16 protein-coding genes, 1 tRNA gene and 2 pseudogenes are annotated in these 19,229 nt (G+C 63.2%); 9 read left to right on the forward strand and 10 right to left on the reverse strand.

All coding sequences use genetic code 11. The features are described from left to right. Positions 1-33: 33 nt before the first annotated feature. Positions 34-654: a hypothetical protein gene (locus tag JQ639_RS14815; protein ID WP_211966989.1), complete on the reverse strand. Its 621-nt coding sequence runs from the start codon at positions 652-654 to the stop codon at positions 34-36. A 101-nt stretch (positions 655-755) separates the two neighbouring features. Here JQ639_RS14815 and JQ639_RS14820 point away from each other — a divergent pair, with 101 nt between their 5' ends. Beyond that, positions 756-1,655 (forward strand): LysR family transcriptional regulator, encoded by a 900-nt coding sequence (locus JQ639_RS14820; RefSeq protein ID WP_211966988.1) that lies wholly within the window; start codon positions 756-758, stop codon positions 1,653-1,655. Positions 1,656-2,798: 1,143 nt separating this feature from the next. Here JQ639_RS14820 and JQ639_RS14825 read toward each other — a convergent pair. After that, positions 2,799-3,449: pseudogene (locus JQ639_RS14825) on the reverse strand (autotransporter outer membrane beta-barrel domain-containing protein); the annotation flags it as partial. Between the two features lie 433 nt (positions 3,450-3,882). Next, entirely contained in the window at positions 3,883-4,767 is an 885-nt protein-coding gene (gene cynR / locus JQ639_RS14830) for a transcriptional regulator CynR (protein WP_211966987.1), read from the reverse strand. 188 nt (positions 4,768-4,955) lie between these two features. Between cynR and JQ639_RS14835 the strand changes: the two genes are divergently transcribed. Then, positions 4,956-5,780, forward strand: coding sequence for a fumarylacetoacetate hydrolase family protein (locus JQ639_RS14835; RefSeq protein WP_211966986.1), 825 nt, complete (start codon positions 4,956-4,958; stop codon positions 5,778-5,780). A gap of 282 nt (positions 5,781-6,062) precedes the next feature. Here the strand turns inward: JQ639_RS14835 and JQ639_RS14840 are convergent, their stop codons facing one another. After that, a complete protein-coding gene (locus JQ639_RS14840) occupies positions 6,063-6,911 on the reverse strand; it encodes a hypothetical protein (RefSeq protein ID WP_211966985.1) in 849 nt (282 codons plus the stop codon). A 674-nt stretch (positions 6,912-7,585) separates the two neighbouring features. Here JQ639_RS14840 and JQ639_RS35290 point away from each other — a divergent pair. Continuing rightward, positions 7,586-8,032, forward strand: a pseudogene (locus JQ639_RS35290) (site-specific integrase); the annotation flags it as partial. A 131-nt stretch (positions 8,033-8,163) separates the two neighbouring features. Here the strand turns inward: JQ639_RS35290 and JQ639_RS14850 are convergent. Together JQ639_RS14850 and JQ639_RS14855 are read right to left on the reverse strand one after the other, a co-directional pair. Then, positions 8,164-8,239: transfer RNA gene (locus JQ639_RS14850), tRNA-Ile, on the reverse strand. Positions 8,240-8,440: 201 nt separating this feature from the next. Further along, a complete protein-coding gene (locus tag JQ639_RS14855; RefSeq protein WP_211966984.1) occupies positions 8,441-9,658 on the reverse strand; it encodes an MFS transporter in 1,218 nt (405 codons plus the stop codon). 216 nt (positions 9,659-9,874) lie between these two features. Between JQ639_RS14855 and flhA the strand changes: the two genes are divergently transcribed. Continuing rightward, on the forward strand, positions 9,875-12,103 hold the full coding sequence (gene flhA, locus JQ639_RS14860) for a flagellar biosynthesis protein FlhA (protein WP_211966983.1): 2,229 nt from the start codon (positions 9,875-9,877) through the stop codon (positions 12,101-12,103). A gap of 197 nt (positions 12,104-12,300) precedes the next feature. After that, a complete protein-coding gene (locus tag JQ639_RS14865; protein ID WP_211966982.1) occupies positions 12,301-12,498 on the forward strand; it encodes a hypothetical protein in 198 nt (65 codons plus the stop codon). Between the two features lie 282 nt (positions 12,499-12,780). On the opposite strand, the gene JQ639_RS14870 is transcribed toward JQ639_RS14865, so the two are convergent. The 4 genes from JQ639_RS14870 to fliI all read right to left on the reverse strand — a co-directional run bounded on the left by JQ639_RS14870 (position 12,781) and on the right by fliI (position 16,436). Then, entirely contained in the window at positions 12,781-13,674 is an 894-nt protein-coding gene (locus JQ639_RS14870) for an anti-sigma factor (RefSeq protein WP_211966981.1), read from the reverse strand. 10 nt (positions 13,675-13,684) lie between these two features. Beyond that, on the reverse strand, positions 13,685-14,233 hold the full coding sequence (locus JQ639_RS14875) for a sigma-70 family RNA polymerase sigma factor (protein ID WP_211966980.1): 549 nt from the start codon (positions 14,231-14,233) through the stop codon (positions 13,685-13,687). A gap of 345 nt (positions 14,234-14,578) precedes the next feature. Continuing rightward, a complete protein-coding gene (fliJ, locus tag JQ639_RS14880; protein ID WP_211966979.1) occupies positions 14,579-15,001 on the reverse strand; it encodes a flagellar export protein FliJ in 423 nt (140 codons plus the stop codon). Positions 15,002-15,110: 109 nt separating this feature from the next. Beyond that, positions 15,111-16,436 (reverse strand): flagellar protein export ATPase FliI, encoded by a 1,326-nt coding sequence (fliI, locus tag JQ639_RS14885; RefSeq protein ID WP_211966978.1) that lies wholly within the window; start codon positions 16,434-16,436, stop codon positions 15,111-15,113. 370 nt (positions 16,437-16,806) lie between these two features. On the opposite strand from fliI, the gene ctrA reads away from it, so the two are divergent. The 4 genes from ctrA to JQ639_RS14905 all read left to right on the forward strand — a co-directional run bounded on the left by ctrA (position 16,807) and on the right by JQ639_RS14905 (position 19,228). Continuing rightward, positions 16,807-17,508 (forward strand): response regulator transcription factor CtrA, encoded by a 702-nt coding sequence (ctrA, locus tag JQ639_RS14890; RefSeq protein WP_211966977.1) that lies wholly within the window; start codon positions 16,807-16,809, stop codon positions 17,506-17,508. A 230-nt stretch (positions 17,509-17,738) separates the two neighbouring features. After that, positions 17,739-18,341: a hypothetical protein gene (locus JQ639_RS14895; protein ID WP_211966976.1), complete on the forward strand. Its 603-nt coding sequence runs from the start codon at positions 17,739-17,741 to the stop codon at positions 18,339-18,341. A 117-nt stretch (positions 18,342-18,458) separates the two neighbouring features. Then, complete coding sequence (locus JQ639_RS14900) at positions 18,459-18,863, forward strand: DUF350 domain-containing protein (protein ID WP_211966975.1); 405 nt, start codon at positions 18,459-18,461, stop codon at positions 18,861-18,863. An 8-nt stretch (positions 18,864-18,871) separates the two neighbouring features. Next, complete coding sequence (locus JQ639_RS14905; RefSeq protein ID WP_211966974.1) at positions 18,872-19,228, forward strand: hypothetical protein; 357 nt, start codon at positions 18,872-18,874, stop codon at positions 19,226-19,228. Position 19,229 lies beyond the last annotated feature (1 nt).

Consider the following 19,229-nt stretch of genomic DNA (forward strand, 5'->3'; position numbering starts at 1 on the left):
GCAACCAGGACGACGGCACCGAATTTGACGACATTAAACATGATGGTTGGATCCCTGTTCCGTGACCTGCGCACTGGCGATGGCGATGAGTTCGAACAGGAAGCTGCTGGCTGCGCGCACCATGGTTTCCACCGCATCGCCCGCGCGCGACGGTAGCCTCATGACCCTGATGTCGATATCGGCGCGGCGAAGCGCATCAACGAGACGGAGACTGCCGGCGGCTTCTGCGTCATCCGCGTGCGAAATCAGGCGGATGCGCGCCATTGTTGGTTGGAGCAAACCTGGCGGTGAGGCGCAGGAGACATCCACTCCCATCACGCCGACACAGGACAGAGCGCCCGAGAGTACGAGATCGAGCGCGAGCCGACCGGCCTCGCCCTGTCCCAGCAGCACAAGCCGGCTGGCGTGCAACTGGCGAAGACCGAGCAGATCGGTCAGCCGGCGCGCGAGCCACGCCCGACCGTCCGGCTGCGGCGCCTCCCGCACATCGATCCTCACCCATCCCACCGCCGGACTGATCTGCCTCCACAGGGTGAGCTCGGCAGCGGCGCCTGCAGTCACGACCGCGACCACCACCTTGCGGCTCCGGCGAGGCGCACCGTGGAAGGTGGCGGGGAATGCCCCGGCAGGTGGACGGGCAAAAGGCTTGGTCATGCGCTCTGTCTCCCGGCAGCACTTTCGCTCGGCACCTTTAATCAATCAAATGCATTGATTTCACACTCCAATTCATGAAATGAATATTGCGGAGAGCATCGATGAACCTGCGAACGTTCGACCTCAACCTGCTGCTGGCATTTGATGCCGTGTTGCGCGAGCGCAGCGTGCTGCGGGCCGCGAAGGCGCTCGGGCTGAGCCAGCCGGCGTTGAGCCACGCCCTCAACCGACTGCGTCATCTCCTCAAGGATCAACTCTTTGTCCGCACCCCGGCGGGGATGACTCCGACGCCGCGCGCCGAACAGCTGGCGCTGCCGGTACGCAAGGCACTGAACGACCTGCAGCTGGCGCTCGAGGCAGAGATCTTCTCACCGGCAACCGCCGAGCGACACTTCAGAATCGCGGTCAACAATTATGCGGCCGTGGTCCTCGCCGCCCCGATCATCGCCGCATGCCGGGCGCTCGCACCACGCATCCGCCTGTCGCTGCGACCGAGCGGCACGCTGGACCTTGCCGACCTGCTGGAGCGCGGCGAGCTCGATCTCGTCGTCTCAGCCCGTGACGCGCCGTTCGAACGCTTCGCCGCCCAGCCGTTGATCACGGATCACTATGTTGCTGTGCTGCGGCGCGGACATCCGGCCCTGCGCCGAAAACTGACGCTCTCCGTCTTCGCCGAGCTGCCGCACCTGGCCATCTCATCGAGCGGAGAGGACATCAGCTTCGTTGATACAATACTCGCGGCGCATGCACGCTCACGCATCGTGGCACTGGACGTGCCATATCTGTCCGCCGGCGCCGCGCTGGTGCAATCGAACCTGGTGGCGGTGCTCGGCCGACAGATCGCCGAGGAGTTTCGTCGCGCCTATCCGATCGAAATGCGCGACCTGCCGTTTGATGCGCCTCGGTTGCGGAGCAACATGATGTGGCATCGTCGCTTCGACGACCAGCCCGCGCATCGATGGCTGCGCGATACAATTGCTTCAACCGCGGCAGCGATCTGAGAATGCGGTCCCTCGACGAGCCCCCTCAACCATCGACATACGGAAGTACGTCCTCGGAGAGTTCCGAAAGGATCTCCGGCACCGGTCGCCCAGTGCCGTTCAAATTAAATAGAACATGCTGCGCGCCTATCCTGCGCAACTGCCGCACTCTTCTATCAAGGCAAGCGCGCCAATCTTCATCCCAAAACGTCTGATAAGAGGATCCGATAGCAACCATCGGAATCGAGCCCTGCACCAAATGCGGACGCAACTCGAATGACTGCGAGGCCGGTTCTGCGACGTCAGCGCGTTGAAGTGAAGCAAATCCTTGCAGCAGTCCTTTTAAGCGAGCCAGCTGCTGCAGGTATGACAACGTCCAGCGTCACTCTCAACCGCCTGATCGTTCTATAGAAACACGATAGGAAGGCGAATGAGTCTTCAGCGCACGCCAACTGATAAGAAAAAACGAATTTGCTTATCAGCGCGCAGACTGACTCCATTTCTTCGATTTTCCTATCGGTCGACAGACTGACTCTGACTGCGACCAAACCCTATCATAAAGCCCGATTTCGGAGTCGCCTCGTCCCTTGCCGCTCAGTTGCTTCGGCATTGGCCGGAGAGACCTTGGCAATCAAGCGCGCGGTTCGTTGTTCTCCGGGCAACCGCGATCAGTATGGCCGCACAGTGGCTACCGACTCCCTTGGAGCGCTAGATCCTGACATTGGAGAATGGCTTAGCCCCACGCGCAGGCGCTCGACTGGCGGCGATGCTCAACACGCGGGTGCGGAAAACGCCTAGCGCGGAGCAGAAAACACCAACCGCGGAATATGGACTGGTGGCTTGTTGAGCGTTGGCAGTGTCGCGCCTGCGTGAAGCTGCCGGCAGACCGGCCGTATGCTCTATCGATGCGAACAACCATCCTTCGGGTTGGATCCTTTCCACGCGGCACCGCACCCATCGACGGTCTCTGGATGTTCTCCAATGAGGATTCGGTGAACTACAAGAAGTTCCTTGGATTGAGCGATCTCAGCGGACCTTTTTGACGCCTTTGCGACCATCGCCCGTCTGCCGGTGATACGCACTCGCGCCGAGGCGGAGTAGCTCAGTTCGCGCTACGGGCCTGATGCCTTGCTTCGCCGTGATCGCGCGCTGCCGGTGCTTCTGTCACCACGCATGGCGCACCCTCCCCTTGCCCGCGTAGCTTCGCGTCATGTTCGAGAACTCGCCCTCGAACGTCGCGGCCGCCGACCAGCCGTTGACCTACCGCCATTCGGCGGATGCGGTGGTGAGCACGGAGTCGGCAGCCTGCGCTGCGCCGTTTACGAGGAAGCTCGCTCCGGGCAGCAACTGGAAGGTCGCGGCGATGGTGCGGTCCGGATCGAAGTCGTGCGCCCAGGCGAGGCGGCCGCGCAGCGTCAGCACGCCGTTGGACATGACGAAGAACTTGTCGGTGCGGATGCCGATTTCGCTGCGCGGCTCGGTGACGCTGCGTGCGCCATAAGCCAGCGCGAAGTTCGGCGTACCGGCAATGGCGCGCTCGCAATAGGCCGGAAGATCGAAGGTCGTGAACTGCCCCGCGGCATAGGGCGTTATGCCGACACCAGCCATCACCTGCGCGACGAAGCGATAGACGCCTTCGATGCGACCCGAATAGGCATTCGCGTTGAACTCGGCGCGCAATTGATCGATGCCGGCAAGGCTCACGGTGCGATTGGTGGTGATCTCCTGCCAGCCATAGGCCAGCGCGCCGGTGATGTAGGCCGGCCCGCTGGGGTGCCGGACACAAGTGCCGGCCTGGAACAGATCGGAGCGGCCGCAAAGCGCTGGTCGAAATGCAGCCACGCTAGAGATATTCGTGAATCGTGGCTTGTACTCTTCATACGTCGCTTGGCCGGCATGGCCAGGCGTTCCCGCCATGATCGCAGCTTGCCATTGGCGACGCCCGTTACGGCTCGGTCAAAAGCATTGCTGCGGTGCTTGGTGAACCATTCATGTCGATGGCGGCTCGAAGATCTGAGTTGCGGGCCACCCGGAGATTTCGCCAGGTTGCGTCTGTTCACTCATGCCCCAACGGGGATCCAGTCGCCATACGGCACTACGCCGTCCACGCCAACCGCTCAGCTGAATGATGGCTGACCAGACGCCAAACCTAATGACGGTGAAGTGCCATCGTCAGCACGCCCCTCAATTCGCATCGAAACTCCGCCGCGGACCTGGCATCGATCGGGTGGCCAGCGTTTCAGCAAAGTTACGCCTCGGCGTATTCGCCTGATACACCTTGTACCGTTGCGATGAAGGCCCTGGCGGCCGCCGAGCAATAAGCGTTGCGGCGGCGGAGCAACGCCGCTCGCCGTGGTTCGAACCCGGGCTTTATCTTCACTGTGGAAAGTCCTGGGCCAGCCACGTTCTCCGGCAGAATTGTCGCAAGATCTGTCGAACGAACAAGATCGATCAAAGTCGATACTGAATTCGCCTCCACGACGACGTTGGCCTGGAAGCCCTGCTCCCGGAAATAGCGATCGACCATCCGGCGGATTGAAAACGTCGGGGTGAGCAGCGCCATTGGCATATTCGCGACATTGGCCGCAGATACGACCGACCTGCGCGCGCCCCCTCGTTTGGCGCTGACGATCAACACAAAACGTTCCTCATGCAGCGCAATAACTTCGATATCGTCGGAAGGAAGATCGGCGAACCCGATCCCGAGATCGATCTTGTCATCCATCAATGCCGGCTCGAACTCCTCGTGAGATGAGACGGTGATCGAGAGCATGATGTTGGGGTAGCTTGCCCGGAAACGCCGCGATACGGGCCCGATCAAATATGTGCCGACAGTCGGGGTTATCCCGAGGCGAACCGTACCGGCGGATAGATCCTCGACGTCGCGAAGCGCGCGTGCGCCTTCATCCAATTCGCGCAACGCTCGCCCCACGCGTTCCAGATAGGCCCGACCCAGGTCGGTCGGACGCACGCGGCGGCCGCTACGATCAAGCAGTTGCGCGCCAAGGCGCAATTCCAGTTCCTTGATCTGTTGCGACAGAGCGGGCTGCGAAACGTGAAGCGTCTGCGCCGCTCGGGTGAAGCTGCCGAGGTCGGCGACGGCCTTCAAATAGCGAATATGACGGAGGAGCATGTTTATAATCCTGGCTTATAGCCACGCTAATAAATTGGTCTTGGACGATTATATCTCGAGATTCTACCTTTTCTCCAGACGCACCGAGGCGGGGCGTCATTTCTGAATGCAATCAAAAGGCCTTGACCGGTCGCCGCAAACCTCCGGCGCGTCCGATCGCAGCCACGTTCAAAGAGGAGAGTTCGACAATGCAGCAGTTTGCACGCGTGCTAACGAAAAATGGCGTCGTCCCGGTGATCCTCCGGCGCGACGTCCATCTGGATCTTCGTCCGATCGTCGCCGACATCACCCCGGACGCCATCGCGAGCGGCGCCCTGACGGCCGTTGATACCGGCGGCTTGTCGCCCGTCAGCGGTCCGTTCACCTACCTCACGCCGATCAACGGTGTGCGCCAAATCGCGGCAACTGGTTTCAATTACAAAAAGCACATCGAGGAATTCAAGATGCAGCCGCCGACCGAGCCCGAAGTGTTCCTGAAGGCGATCACATCGCTGACCGGCCCCGATGATCCCATCTCCCGCGGCTTGAATCCAGGAACAAAACTCGACTGGGAAGTGGAGTTGACGATCGTCGTCGGACGCGAGGCCCAAGACATCACAGCGGCCGAAGCAGCCAACTACATCTTCGGCTATGTCTGCTTGAACGATGTTTCCGACCGCACAACCCAGGTCGACAGCGAGGGCGGTCAGCATCTCGTTCGCGCGAAATCCCGGCCTGGCTATACGCCGGTCGGACCTTTCCTGACCACGGGCGTCGACGGCATGAATCTCAACCTCTGGACCAAGGTGAACGGTCGGTACGAACAGCAAGGCAATACCAACGACATGCTGTTCTCGATTACCGAGATGCTGGCCTACTTCTCCAGACACATGAAGCTGCTTCCCGGTGATCTTCTGGCGACCGGAACACCTCCGGGAGTTGGATTCGGCAAGAACCGATTTCTCGCTCCGGGCGACGTGCTGGAGTGCGGTATCGCCAATCTTGGAGCCCAGCGCCACGAGATCTTGAAGTAGGCATTGGGCATCTCAACGCTGAACAGGCGCGAAGGCGATCGTTGTGGCAGGGATGGAGCCAGCCCCATCCCTGCCATGAAAGTGACGATCTGCTCCTGCCATGGCCGCACCGACATTGATGAAAGAGTTAGTGGTGGCCGCGTAGATGGCTATCGCGGACCGACGACTGCACACGACAGCCTACTCGACCGGTGTCACGGTATCAGCCGCACTGTCGCTCGCGAAAACACTGATAAGGAAAGACCGAGAACTGCAACAATCCACCACGCGCTGATCCGACGGCTATTCGAACCTGAACATACTCTCTCCAAGCAAGGTGTGGCATTGCTTCGCAATCGCAGAGAAACTGTCGGCACCGTTGTAGCGGCCAAAGCTATGCACGATAATCGGCACGCTTATAGGCGTTGACGTCACTCCGACGAAGAACGAGAACTTCTTGCCCTCCGCACTATATGCAATTTTTTCCGAAAGCCGGCATCCAAACAACGTCTCGGCAACTTCGCTCGATTGCTTGCCATTGCATTGAATCCAGCGCGGTTGAAGAGCGGTCAAGAACGCATTGATCAAGCCGTAATAGGACTGAAGGGCATCATCATGCGCTGCAGCCACCTTTGACCAATCAATTTCGCTCGTATCGTTTGAAAACCACGGCAGGAAGTCGGCCTTGAACACCATCGTTCGAAAGATCGATCGAGGAGAGTTCGGCGGATCATCGCCAAATCTACATAGATCCTTGCGAAGGAAATTTCCCAGCCGCGAGAAATACCGCCAGTAATAGATACGGCTATCGTCGTCAAAATAGCCAGCCCTGATACGCCGATATTCGTCAAAGCCGGCTTCTCTCCCCGAACGAAATTGATCGATAGCTATCCTAACGGGGTTATACTCCTTTTCCGCATAAGCGTCATTCGGACCTCGCCAACGCGGGTTCAGCCCCAATAGGGCGATGCAGCGATTCTTACGTAGTGCGAATGGGTTTCCCGAGTACGCGAGAGGCGGCATGGAAGGCTCCAACCCCGCACCATTGCTCGACCTTGAGATTGTCTCATTCAATCGAGCGACGTCCGCGTGATAGTTACGCAATAGGAACGATCGCAACCGCGTGGCGATCAGTTCAGTGTCCGGCAACATTCACCGCCCCCTGCCATATCGCGTCCGCAACGACCGTGCAGTCCGCTATACTTTCTACAAACGTCCGGAGGGTACATCCTAGTTGTCATCCGTATACGGAGCCACCTGATAAATTTGCCGCCGAACCGCGTCTATCTTATCGCCGGCTACTTCCGAACGTTCCTATAACCTTATGCGACCAGCCCCGACCATCGCCCCGCTGAACGAGGGCAATGATCGGCACGATCATCGCTAGCGTTTTCGGACTGACTTCGTCGGTATCGGCGCGCGCATATCGACGACTGCTTCAAAACATCGATTCCAGAGCAGCGATTTCAGTGCCGACGGCCTCTTCCGGCAAGCAAATATTGATAGCCTATCAGTCGCCAAACTGACTCGATTTCGCCAATTTCCTGATCAGTCCTCGGGCTGCCTCCATTTGACCAGAAAGCTCATCAAGCATGGCACGGCCCCGCGACGTCGCTTCAGCGCTCGCCGCTGTCAACCACCACCCGAAGGAAGGGACCATCGCGGTATCGTGCGTGTCGTCCTGCCACCGAAAGGGAAAGCGCGCGATCGCTGGTTGACCCGCTCCGAGGTGGCAGCGTTGCTGTGGGCATGTTGGCGCGAAGGAAACCCAGACAATCCATCGAGACCTCCGCAACAGTGAAGTCATTGAGATAGACAAGCGCCCTCTGCGTCATCTCGCAAGGTTCACCCTCGTCGGCCTCTACACCGGCACACGAGCCGCTGCCATCGCCAGCGCATCGCTTGAGCGCGGTGAAAGTCGGTCCTTCATGGATCTCAACCACGGCATCTTCTACTGGTTGGCCGAAGGCCGACGCGAGACCAAGAATCGACAGCCGCCTGTCCCGATCCCTCCACGCCTGCTGCCTCATCTCAGGCGCTGGCGCGCCAAGGGTATCGTCCGTCAGTTCGTGGTCGAATGGAATGGCGCCCCCCTCAAGTCGGTCAAGACGGCCTTCAAAAGCGCCGTGACGCTAGCTGGCCTAGACGGCCAGGTCACACCGCACACACTTCGACACACGGCCGCGACGTGGCTGATGCAGGCCGGCGTCGACAAGTGGGAAGCCGCTGGCTTTCTAGGCATGACGGTCGAAATGCTGGATCGCGTCTACGGCCATCATCACCCGAACCACCTGCAGCAGGCCGCCAAATCGATTGGCTTTCGGCGCCAGAACGAAAGATTGGTTGAATCGTTGGTCGTTGATCGGTCTCGTCAGCCGACCACACCACAAACCATTGATATCGTTGGTGGGCCCGGCAGGACTCGAACCTGCAACCAGACCGTTATGAGCGGCCGGCTCTAACCATTGAGCTACAGGCCCGCCGGGGCGCAGGGCGCCGCGGCAGCGGTTCATCCCATACAATGGAGGCCGCCCTGTCCGCAATCGGGGCGTCCCCGGGCCCCACAGCCGTCTGGCCGGCGCGGCGCCCTCTCCGCCCCGCGGCATCGCAAGGCATGAGCGCCTGACCGAAAACGAGGACAGAGCCACCTCCCTGCCTCGCCCTCCAAAAGTCTGCCGGCCTCAGGCCACCGCCAGTTCGCGGCGGCGGGCGCGCAGGAGGAGGCTGACGGCGATCACCATGTTGACCGCGTTCCAGGCGAGACCATTGAGGAAGGCGGCGGCATAGGAGCCGGTGGCGTCGAAGATGACGCCGGAGATCCAGCCGCCGAGCGACATGCCGAACACCGAGGCGAAGATGACGATGCCGACACGGGTGCCGGCCTCGCTCGCCGGCATCGACTCGCGCACGATGATGGCGTAGCTCGGCACGATGCCGCCCTGGAACAGGCCGAACATCGCCGAGATGATGTAGAGCGATGTCAGGCCGTCGAAGAACACATAGAACAGCAGCGCCATGCCCTGGGCGACCGAGCCCAGCAGCAGGGTGCGCAGGCCACCGATCCGGTCCGCCAGGTATCCCGATCCGACGCGGCTGATGATGCCGAACGCCAGCATCAGCGACAGCATCTCGGCACCGCGCGCCACGCCATAGCCGAGGTCGCCACAGTAGGCGACGATGTGCACCTGGGGCATCGCCATGGCGACACAGCAGGCGATCGAGGCGAGGCTGAGCAGCGCAGTCAGCGCGTTGGTGCCGAGCCGGAAATCGATGCGCGGCGGCGCCGCATTGGCATGGCTGCGCCGCTGCTGCCCGCCGATCTGCGCCCGCAGCACCAGCAGCGTCAGCGCCATCAGGGTGGTGCAGCCGATGGCGATGGCGATGTGGGTGGTGCGCCAGCCGACGGTCGCAATGCCGTGCTCGACGAGCGGCGGCCAGATGGTGCCGGCGACATAGTTGCCGCTGGCGGCGATGGTCACCGCAAAGCCGCGGTGGCGCTCGAACCAGTGCGACGCTTCCGCCATCAGCGGCCCGAAGGTCGCGGCGCCGCCGAGGCCGATCAGCACATGCATGGCGTTGAACTGCCACAGCGCCGCGGCGAAGCCGACGCCGAGGAAGCCGAGCGCCAGCGACACCAGACCGATGGCGATGGCCGGGACAATGCCGAGCCGATCGGTGACGCGGCCCATCACCACGCCGCCGACCCCGAAGCCGAGCATGACACAGGTGAAGGCGAACGAGGCCGCGCCGCGCGTGGCGCTGAAATCGGCCTGCACCACCGGCAGGGCGACCACGACGGACCACATGCCGACGCTGCCGAGCGAGCCGATGATCAGGGCAAGCCCGAGCCGGACCCACGCCTGGCGCGAGTCGGGGACGAAGACGGACGGTTGAGACATGGAGTGAATGAAACCCGGCGACAGCCCGCACTGTCACCGCCGGACACGTCGCGGTCAAGTCATTCTCCGAATGGCCCCTATGCAAGCATAAACATGCTACGCGGCGACGGCCGCGACCTTATCACCGGGGCGCCGTTAACCATTTGCTAACCATACACCGGGCAAATTTTGCCCAGTGAAAGTGAGTGTCGTCTGCCTGCAGAACGGGGGTGCCCCGTGGAAGCCAGCGCGGTGAATCACTTCTCGGTCGGTGGCCCCCTGGCTGCCGCGCGGACGCGTGGCGGCCGCGATCGTCACGGGCGCGGGGAAGCGGCGGCAATGGCAGAGACGGCGGGCGTTGCGGCGGTGACCGGGTCCGGCATCCCGTCGCTGGCGGAAATCGGGCGCATCCTGCGCCGCGGCGACATCGCACTGGCCGTCGGCATCCTCACCATCCTGGTGGTGCTGATCCTGCCGCTGCCGGCGATCGTGCTCGACCTGTTCCTGGCGGTCTCGATCACCCTGTCGGTGCTGATCCTGATGACCGCGCTGTTCATCCAGTCGCCGATCGAGTTCTCGTCGTTTCCGACGGTGCTGCTGATCTCGACCATGCTGCGCCTGTCGCTCAACCTCGCCTCCACCCGCCTGATCCTGGCCCACGGCCACGAGGGCACGGCGGCGGCCGGCCACGTCATCGAAGCGTTCGGCAGCTTCGTGATGAGCGGCAACTTCGTCATCGGCATCATCGTCTTCATCATCCTGGTGATCGTCAACTTCGTGGTCATCACCAAGGGTTCGGGCCGCATCGCCGAAGTCGCGGCGCGCTTCCACCTCGACTCGATGCCCGGCAAGCAGATGGCGATCGACGCCGACCTCTCCGCCGGCCTGATCGACGAGAAGACCGCGCGCGAGCGCCGCAAGGCGCTGGAGGACGAAAGCGGCTTCTACGGCGCCATGGATGGTGCCTCCAAGTTCGTGCGCGGCGACGCCGTCGCCGGCCTGCTGGTGGTGTTCATCAACGTCATCGGCGGCATGATCATCGGCATCGCCCAGCAAGGCCTGCCGTTCGCCGAGGCCGCGCGCAGCTACACCCTGCTGACCGTCGGCGACGGCCTCGTCACCCAGGTGCCGGCGCTGATCGTGTCGACCGCGGCCGGCCTTCTGGTGTCCAAGGCCGGCGTCAGCGGCGCCGCCGACAAGGCCCTGATGAAGCAGTTCTCCGGCTATCCGCAAGCGCTCGGCATGTCGTCCGCGGTCATGATCCTGCTGGCGATCGTCCCCGGCATTCCGACCATCCCCTTCCTGCTGCTGGGCGGCGGCGCCGGCGCGCTGGCCGTCATCGCCCGCAAGCGCAGCCGCCAGACCGTCGCGGACGAGGCTGCGGCAGCCGCCGCGCCAGCCGCGGCCGCCGCTGCGGCAGCCGCCGCGGAGGAGCCGATCTCGGCGGCGCTGAAGATCGACGATCTCAAGATCGAGCTCGGCTACGCCCTGCTGCCGCTGGTCAACGGCCCGGACGGCACCGATCGCCTCACCGAGCAGATCAAGGCGCTGCGCAAGTCGCTGGCCATGGAGATGGGCTTCGTGATGCCGGCGGTGCGCATCCTCGACAACGTCCAGCTCGAAGCCAACACCTACATCATCAAGATCAAGGAAGTGGACGCGGGCTCGGGACGGATCTGGCCGAACAACTACATGGTCATGGATCCGGCCGGCGGTCAGGTGCAACTGCCGGGGTCACACACCACCGAACCGACGTTCGGCCTGCCCGCGACCTGGGTGGACGCCGCGCTCAAGGAAGAGGCCTCCCTCAAGGGCTACACCGTGGTCGACGCCGCCACGGTGCTGTCGACCCACCTCACCGAGCTGCTCAAGAACAACATGTCGGACCTGCTGTCCTACGGCGAGGTCCAGAAGCTGCTCAAGGAGCTGCCGAAGGAGCAGGGCGAGTTGCTCAAGGACATCGTTCCCAGCCAGGTCACGGTGTCCGGCATCCAGCGCGTGCTGCAGCTGCTGCTCGCCGAACGCATCTCGATCCGCGACCTCTCGACCATCCTGGAGGGCATCGCCGACGCGTTGCCGTTCTCCCGCAACCCGGCCACCGTGGTCGAGCATGTCCGCGCCCGCCTCGCCCGCCAGATCTGCGCCCAGAACACCTCGATCAACGGCTACATGCCGCTGATCGCCATGTCGGCGCGGTGGGAGCAGGCGTTCGCCGAATCGCTGATCGGCACCGGCGACGACCGCAGCCTCGCCATGCAGCCGTCCAAGCTGTCGGAGTTCATGACCGTGGTCCGCGACCGCTTCGAGCAGGCGGCCCGGGAAGGCGAGTCGCCGGTGCTGGTGACCTCGGCGGCGATCCGGCCGTTCGTCCGCTCTCTGGTTGAGCGTTTTCGGTCACAGACAACTGTTTTGTCACAGGCCGAGATCCACCCCCGCGCCCGGCTGAAAACCGTCGGCTCCATCTAATTATCTGAAACTATTAGTCTTAATTTGCGGCCGCGATTTCCCAATCGCGGCCGTTCAAGCATTATCACCGCCTTGTGATCGCCTATTTGGAACCAGAAGGCCGATCCCTACGTTCTCTTGGCACGTGACGTTGAACCTGACGAGAAACGACGCGACCAACGTCCTGAAGCAGGACAGCGTGACGGCAGGAGGCTTCGGTGAACCACTCGATTTACAGTGCGGATCGTTCGACCCACCTGAAAGTTGTGGTCGTTGCGCTTGTCGCCGCCATCGTCGTCGCCGGTGTCGGCATCACCGCCCGGCTCGGCGCGGATGACGGAGTTCAGACGGCACGGGTCATCAAGGCCGGTAAACCGGTGGTGCTGACCAGCAGCGGAGCATCCGTGGTTCGCTGATGCGGACCGCAGACAAAGAGGAATTTCAGGAATTCACGAGGCTCTTTACCAGCCCCCCAAAGTCGCCCCGTGGATACGTAGACTACCCACTACCCCAAGTGACTACCCCATGACGACCCCGTCACTTCCCCAAGTGACACAAGTGAGAAAGCGCCTGCTCCCCACAGGCGCTTTCTTCTTGTCTGGGGCTTGTTCTTGTTCGGGTCTTGTTCGGGTCTTGGCTTTGACGGCGTTTTCCGCTGACCTCCCCGCGGCACACGGCAGCGAGGCTTGCTGCCGAGATCAGCGCGGAGGCGTCGACGGCGCGGGCGATGCCGCCGGCACGGTCTCGACCAGCTTTCCGGTGAAGACGATGGGGCCGGTGGCAACGCCGGTCGGCGAGCCGCCTTCCGGCTCGACGGTGACGGCATAGGTCGCGTCGTTGATGGTGGCGGCGTCATAGGCCGCGAGCGCCGGCCGCGCGGTGAAATCACTGTCGCCGATCACACCCAGCGAGCGCGGCCGCGGAAACTTGTCGGACACCAGCCACAGCTCGTAGCTCTTGCCCTGCTCGGCCTCGGCGCCGACGCGCCGCACCGTGAATGTCTTGCCGGCGAGATCGACGGTCAGGATGAAAGCGGGCGCATCCGTGCCCTTCTGCAGCACCGCGACGAACTGCGCCGGCACGGGCGCAGCGACCTGGACCGGCACCTGAACCTGGACGGTCTCGATCCGCGGCTTGCCGCGCAGCGCCGCCGGCAGCAGATCCGGCCGCACCACCTGCGTCACCACCACCGCGGCGAGCGATGCGGCAAGCGCCGTCGCGACCGCCGTGACATTGCGCCAGCGCCTGACGCGGCTCTCGAACGCAATCACCTGGGCGCGCTCCACCGTGACATCGACCGCGGGAGCCACCGGCTCCGGCGCCGGTGGCGGCGGCAGCTCCGGCAACGCCATTGGCAGTTGCTGCGACGTCAGGCCGATGGCGGCGCGGATGCGGCCCCACAATTCCGGCGACGGCTCGACCGCGCCGACCATGGCGTTGAGTTCGCCGAGCCGGTTCTGCCAGCTCTCGACAACGCGCCGGTACTCGCCGTCGACGGTCATCATGGTCTCGACCTGCGCGCGTTCGTCGATGTCGAGCGTGCCGAGAACGTACTCGGCGGCCAGAACGATATGGTCTTCGCTGTAGCTCATGCACCCATCGTCACGTCAATCCGAGACAGTCCCTGATCTCGAGCATGCTGCGTCGCAGCCAGGTCTTGATCGTGTTCACCGGCGCGCTGAACTTGGTCGCCAGTTGTTCGCGGCTCCAGCCGTTGTAGTAGGCGAGCAGCACCAGCTTCTGCCGGTCCGGCTCCAGCCGGCCGACGCAGGCCAGCAGCCGGCGCAATTCATCGTTCATCTCGCGCCGCTCGAGCGGATCCGGGGTGTCCGATGCCACTTCCATCGCAGCAGGCTCCTCTTCGATCGAGACCTCGCCGCGCTTGCGCACGATGTCGATCGCACGGTTGCGCGCGATCGAGACCATCCAGGTGATCGGAGACGCGAGGCCGGGATTGAATTGCCCGGCACCGTTCCAGATCTTGACGTACGCTTCCTGGACAACCTCCTCGGCGAGATCCTGTCGACGCAAGATACGCAGCACGACGCCGTAGAGTTTCGCACGGGTCGCCTCATACAGCCGCTCGAACGCCGCCTCGTCGCCCTTGGCGACGGCCGCGAGCAGCCAGACCAGTTCGGCCGGCGTCAGCATGTAATCGTCCCCAGCCCCTGGAACTCCACGGTATCGATCCCCTGATCCTTCCTGCACAGGCGCCCGCAGGCCCGCCCGCCCGCCGCAACCGGGGGGCGAGACAATGACGTTGGTATCACATCTTGCCTCGGCCGTGGCCAGCCTTGCCGGCCGATCCGCCCCGCAGCGGCCGATTCGCCCCCAACAAACAAAGACCCGGGCCGCCGGGCCCGGGTCTGGATATCTTGGTGACAGGCCTTGGCAAGATGGCTTGGCCAGATGACCTGGCAAGATGTTCTGGCAGATGTCCTGGCCGATATGCTGGCGATGCGCCGTGGATGGAGCATCGCGACCGATCGCCGCGGATCAGGCCAGCGCCGACAACCGCGCCGCCCGCATCAGGCCGATGCCGTCCATATCCGCCTGCTCGCGCGCATTCTCCTCGGCGCGCTCGCGCGCCTGGTCGCGCTCGTCGAGCAGCTCGACCTTCTTCAATTCCTCGAACGCCTCGCCGAGCGCGGCCTTGGCTTCCTCGAGCTGACCGCGCAGCTCGTCGGCCGAGCGGGTCAGGTTCTCGCGGCGCTGGATCGCGGCCTTGGCATAGGTCGGATAGGCGAAGTGCGTCGGATCGCTGATGCCGGCGCGCTCCTGCTCCAGCTGGATCTCGCGCTCGAGATCCGACGACATGCGCTGGAAGTCGGCGATCATGCTCTCGATCTGAGCAACCCGACGGCGCTTCTCGTCGACCTGAAATTTCTTCAGCCGGATCAGCGTGTCTCGTGACTTCATCGACTCGTACTCCCCAGAAGTCCCCCGACGAACGCGGGACAATGCCGGTTCCCTGGAAGGGCCCCGCCGGCATTCACTGCAAATTGTGGGAGATCATGGCCCGACAAAGTTAGCGTTCCGTTTCCAACACCCCGACAATTTGCTCAAGCCTTTGGTAGCCTTCCACAATGCCGGTGGCATCGGTTTTCGCCTGGCGCAGGAAGTCCTCCAGCGGCTCGTGCAGGCGAATGGCCTCGTCGACCTCCGGGCTCGAACCGGCGCGATAGGCGCCGAGCCGGATCAGCTCCTCCATGTCAGCGTAGGTCGCCATGATCCGCCGCGCGCGACTGATCACCGGCAGGTAGGCCGGATCGGCCGAGCGCGGCATGGTGCGCGAAACCGACTTGAGAATGTTGATCGCCGGGTAGCGGCCGCGTTCGGCGATCGAGCGCTCCATGACAATATGGCCGTCGAGAATGCCGCGCACCGCGTCGGCGACTGGCTCATTGTGATCGTCGCCATCGACCAGCACCGTGAAGATGCCGGTGATGGTGCCGCTGCCCATGCCGGGGCCGGCGCGCTCCAGCAGTTTCGGGAGCTCGGTGAACACGGTCGGCGTATAGCCCTTGGCCGTCGGCGGCTCGCCGGCGGACAGGCCGATCTCGCGCTGCGCCATGGCAAAGCGCGTCACCGAATCCATCAGGCACAGCACGTCCTTGTCGTCGTCACGGAAATACTCGGCAATGGCGAGCGTGAGATACGCCGCCTGGCGGCGCATCAGCGCCGGCTCGTCGGACGTCGCCACCACGACCACCGAGCGGGCGAGGCCCTCCTCGCCAAGGTCTTCCTGCAGGAACTCCTGCACCTCGCGGCCACGTTCGCCAATCAGCCCGATCACCGAGATATCGGCATCCACGTTGCGCGCCAGCATCGACAGCAGCACCGATTTGCCGACACCGGAGCCGGCGAAGATGCCCATGCGCTGGCCGCGGCAGCAGGTGAGAAAGGTGTTCAGCGAGCGCACGCCGAGATCGAGCGGCGCGCCGACTCTCTTGCGGGAGTGCGCCGGCGGCGGCGCGTTGCGATAGGGCATCGGGGAGGCGCCCTGGACGATCGGCCCCTTGCCGTCGATCGGCTCGCCCATGGCGTTGACCACACGGCCGAGCCAGGCCGGCGAGGGCCGCACCTGCCCCGCCGCGGTGGCGATCACCGCGCGGCAGCCGCGCCGCACCCCCTCGAGACCGCCGAACGGCATCACCATCGCATTGCTGCCGGTGAAACCGATCACCTCGCAGGGAATGAGACGGTCGGGCGCGGTCTCCACGACGATGCGCGCCCCCACCGACATCGCATGGATGGGACCGGCGATCTCGACCATCAGGCCGCGCACACCCACGACGCGGCCATAAATATTGACGCCTTCGATATCGCCGATTTGTTCCGCGAGCGCTTTCATTGCGAAAACCTTAAGTTTTGGAACCGCTAGGGCCCGCCCTTAACTTCGTGTTTACCCGCATCGTTAATCATTGCGTCACTGTCTTTGGTAACTGATCGCGCTCGCCCTTTCGGACGAAGGAGCGAGTCGCGAGAGTCGGTTAACGCCGACTCTTAAAGTGGAACTTGAACGCGGGCGGGTACGAAAAGCTGGTTACACGCAATATCTTAGGTCGATTCGGCGAATTTTGCACCGATAGAGCTTGCGGAGACGAATCAGGTTTTGTTAACCATAGCCAGTCAGGGTCCGAATCAGTTGTTCAAAGGCGTTTCCAGTGCCGCACGTTCGCGGCTCGACCTGACGCCCGGAGCGGCGATTATAGGGGACTGGCATGCGCGTTTTGCTGATTGAAGATGACAGCGCCGTCGCGCAGTCGATCGAACTGATGCTCAAGTCCGAGAGCTTTAACGTCTACACGACGGATCTCGGCGAAGAGGGCGTCGACCTCGGCAAGCTCTACGACTACGACATCATCCTGCTTGATCTGAACCTGCCGGACATGTCCGGATATGACGTTCTCAAGCAGCTGCGGGTTTCCAAGATCAAGACCCCGATCCTGATCCTGTCCGGCCTCGCCGGCATCGAGGACAAGGTGAAGGGCCTGGGCGTCGGCGCCGACGATTACATGACCAAGCCGTTCCACAAGGACGAGCTGATCGCGCGCATCCACGCCATCGTCCGCCGCTCCAAGGGCCACGCCCAGTCGGTCATCCAGACCGGCGACCTCGTGGTCAACCTCGACACCAAGACGGTGGAAGTGGCTGGCCAGCGGGTTCACCTGACGGGCAAGGAATACCAGATGCTGGAGCTGCTCTCGCTCCGCAAGGGTACCACCCTCACCAAGGAAATGTTCCTCAACCACCTCTACGGTGGCATGGACGAGCCCGAGCTGAAGATCATCGACGTCTTCATCTGCAAGCTGCGCAAGAAGCTCGCGAACGCGTCCGAGGGCCGCAACTTCATCGAGACTGTGTGGGGCCGCGGCTACGTGCTCCGCGAACCGCACGAGGAAGACGTTCGCATTCCTGCGTAAGGCGTCTTGACGGCGAGCCGCGAGGCTCTCTCCTCCCGACTGAACCCCGCCGCAAATGGCGGGGTTTTTGTTTGTGCGGCCGCATCATCAACATGACCACGAACGCGGTCCCCACCCGCCCGGCATGGACGGCGCCGCCGGCAAAGCTATAGTTGCAGCGTTTGAAGCGCATCGGTCGCGGCCGACACGATGCCGTTTTCGTCTGCGCAGCCGTCCTGCCGGAGACAGCAATGATTTCAGCCCCGCCTCCGCCCGCGGGTTCGACGATTTCCATTCAGAGCGACGGAGCTGATACGCTCGTCGCCATCCCCTACCCGGCCTCGCCCTCGCGCTATTTCGCGGGCCTGTTCCTGCTGTGCTGGCTTGGCGGCTGGGCCTTCGGCGTCAAGGACGCCGGTGGCCGGGTGCTGTCTGGTCAGGCCAACGGTTTCATCATGTTCTGGCTGGCCGGCTGGCTCATCGGCGGCGGCTTTGCGATGTACATGGCCTTCCGTCATCTCCGTCCACCTATCCCCGAAACGCTGCGATTGACCCAGTCGGGGATCGACTATGACGCCGGCGTTCCCCCGCCTCCAACGACGCCACGCACCGGCAGTTGGAACTGGCAGGCAACGTTTCCCAAACGTATCCGCCTGAACTTGAACCGTATGGCGCTGCGAACCCTGCAGCTCCGGCCAACGGACAACAGCAACCGCCTGACAATCGACGTTGGGACCCAACGCATCGATATCGCCAGAGCAGCGACCGAAATCGAACGCGAATGGCTCTACCGCGTGATCGCCGGCCGCTATTCGCTGCCGCCTGCCGAATCAGGCCGCAGCGCCGCCGAATGAGAACGATTGGCGCGGCGCAAGACTTGCGGTCTCGAACCGCCACATCTGTTGCCACGACCAATCACCCGAACCCGATTTCCGACTTTTTTCCATGGGACATCACTGGGGGTTGAACCGATGATCCTGCAATCGCTCGCCGGGCTGCCGGCATTTCTGGTGTATTTCTGCACGGCGATCATTGCCGTGCTCGCCTATCTGTTCGTCTACACCCGCGTCACGCCGCACGACGAGTTCAAGCTGATCCGCGACAACGTGCCGAGCGCCGCCATCGCGCTCGGGCTCAGCCTGCTCGGCTTCACGCTGCCGGTGATCAGCGCCATGACTCATGCCGCCAATGTCCTCGACTGCCTGATCTGGAGCGCGATCGCGCTGATCGTGCAGATCGTCGTCTATTTCATCGTGCGCATCCCCGTGCCCAACCTGTCGGCGCGCATCGCCGCGGGCGAGTTGGCACCGGCGATCTGGCTGGGCTTGTCGTCGCTCGCCGCCGGGGCACTCAACGCCGCATCGATGACCACCTGAGGCGCGCGATGAAACGCTCCCAGGTCGTGCTTCTCCTCATGGGCACCGCTGCTGTCGGCGGCGGCGCCTATGCGATGATGCCCAGCGAGAACTGCCGTGCCGACCGCGCGGCGATCGCGGGGACCGACGGCGCCCCCGGCCCGCAGGATCCGCGCGACTGCGCGCGACGCACGGGAAGCTCCTGGTCGTCCGGCGGACACGGCTCATCAAGCCGGTCATGGGGCTTTTTCGACGACAGCAGCTCGTCGTCCTCCTCCCACGGCACGACGAGCAGCAGCGCCCCCGGCGACAGCGGCAGCCATGTCACGCGCGGCGGCTTCGGCTCGTTCGCGCACGCGATCGGCGCACACTTCTCCGGCGGCTGAG

The organism is Bradyrhizobium sp. U87765 SZCCT0048, from assembly GCF_018131225.1.
GTDB lineage: Bacteria > Pseudomonadota > Alphaproteobacteria > Rhizobiales > Xanthobacteraceae > Bradyrhizobium_A.

Excerpts from the sequence above, each read along its gene's own strand:
- JQ639_RS14815 (WP_211966989.1), bottom strand. The coding sequence starts at position 654 with ATGACCAAGCCTTTTGCCCGTCCACCTGCCGGGGCATTCCCCGCCACC.
- JQ639_RS14820 (WP_211966988.1), top strand. The coding sequence starts at position 756 with ATGAACCTGCGAACGTTCGACCTCAACCTGCTGCTGGCATTTGATGCC.
- cynR (WP_211966987.1), bottom strand. The coding sequence starts at position 4,767 with ATGCTCCTCCGTCATATTCGCTATTTGAAGGCCGTCGCCGACCTCGGC.
- JQ639_RS14835 (WP_211966986.1), top strand. The coding sequence starts at position 4,956 with ATGCAGCAGTTTGCACGCGTGCTAACGAAAAATGGCGTCGTCCCGGTG.
- JQ639_RS14840 (WP_211966985.1), bottom strand. The coding sequence starts at position 6,911 with ATGTTGCCGGACACTGAACTGATCGCCACGCGGTTGCGATCGTTCCTA.
- JQ639_RS14855 (WP_211966984.1), bottom strand. The coding sequence starts at position 9,658 with ATGTCTCAACCGTCCGTCTTCGTCCCCGACTCGCGCCAGGCGTGGGTC.
- JQ639_RS14870 (WP_211966981.1), bottom strand. The coding sequence starts at position 13,674 with ATGAGCTACAGCGAAGACCATATCGTTCTGGCCGCCGAGTACGTTCTC.
- JQ639_RS14875 (WP_211966980.1), bottom strand. The coding sequence starts at position 14,233 with ATGCTGACGCCGGCCGAACTGGTCTGGCTGCTCGCGGCCGTCGCCAAG.
- fliJ (WP_211966979.1), bottom strand. The coding sequence starts at position 15,001 with ATGAAGTCACGAGACACGCTGATCCGGCTGAAGAAATTTCAGGTCGAC.
- fliI (WP_211966978.1), bottom strand. The coding sequence starts at position 16,436 with ATGAAAGCGCTCGCGGAACAAATCGGCGATATCGAAGGCGTCAATATT.
- ctrA (WP_211966977.1), top strand. The coding sequence starts at position 16,807 with ATGCGCGTTTTGCTGATTGAAGATGACAGCGCCGTCGCGCAGTCGATC.
- JQ639_RS14895 (WP_211966976.1), top strand. The coding sequence starts at position 17,739 with ATGATTTCAGCCCCGCCTCCGCCCGCGGGTTCGACGATTTCCATTCAG.
- JQ639_RS14900 (WP_211966975.1), top strand. The coding sequence starts at position 18,459 with ATGATCCTGCAATCGCTCGCCGGGCTGCCGGCATTTCTGGTGTATTTC.
- JQ639_RS14905 (WP_211966974.1), top strand. The coding sequence starts at position 18,872 with ATGAAACGCTCCCAGGTCGTGCTTCTCCTCATGGGCACCGCTGCTGTC.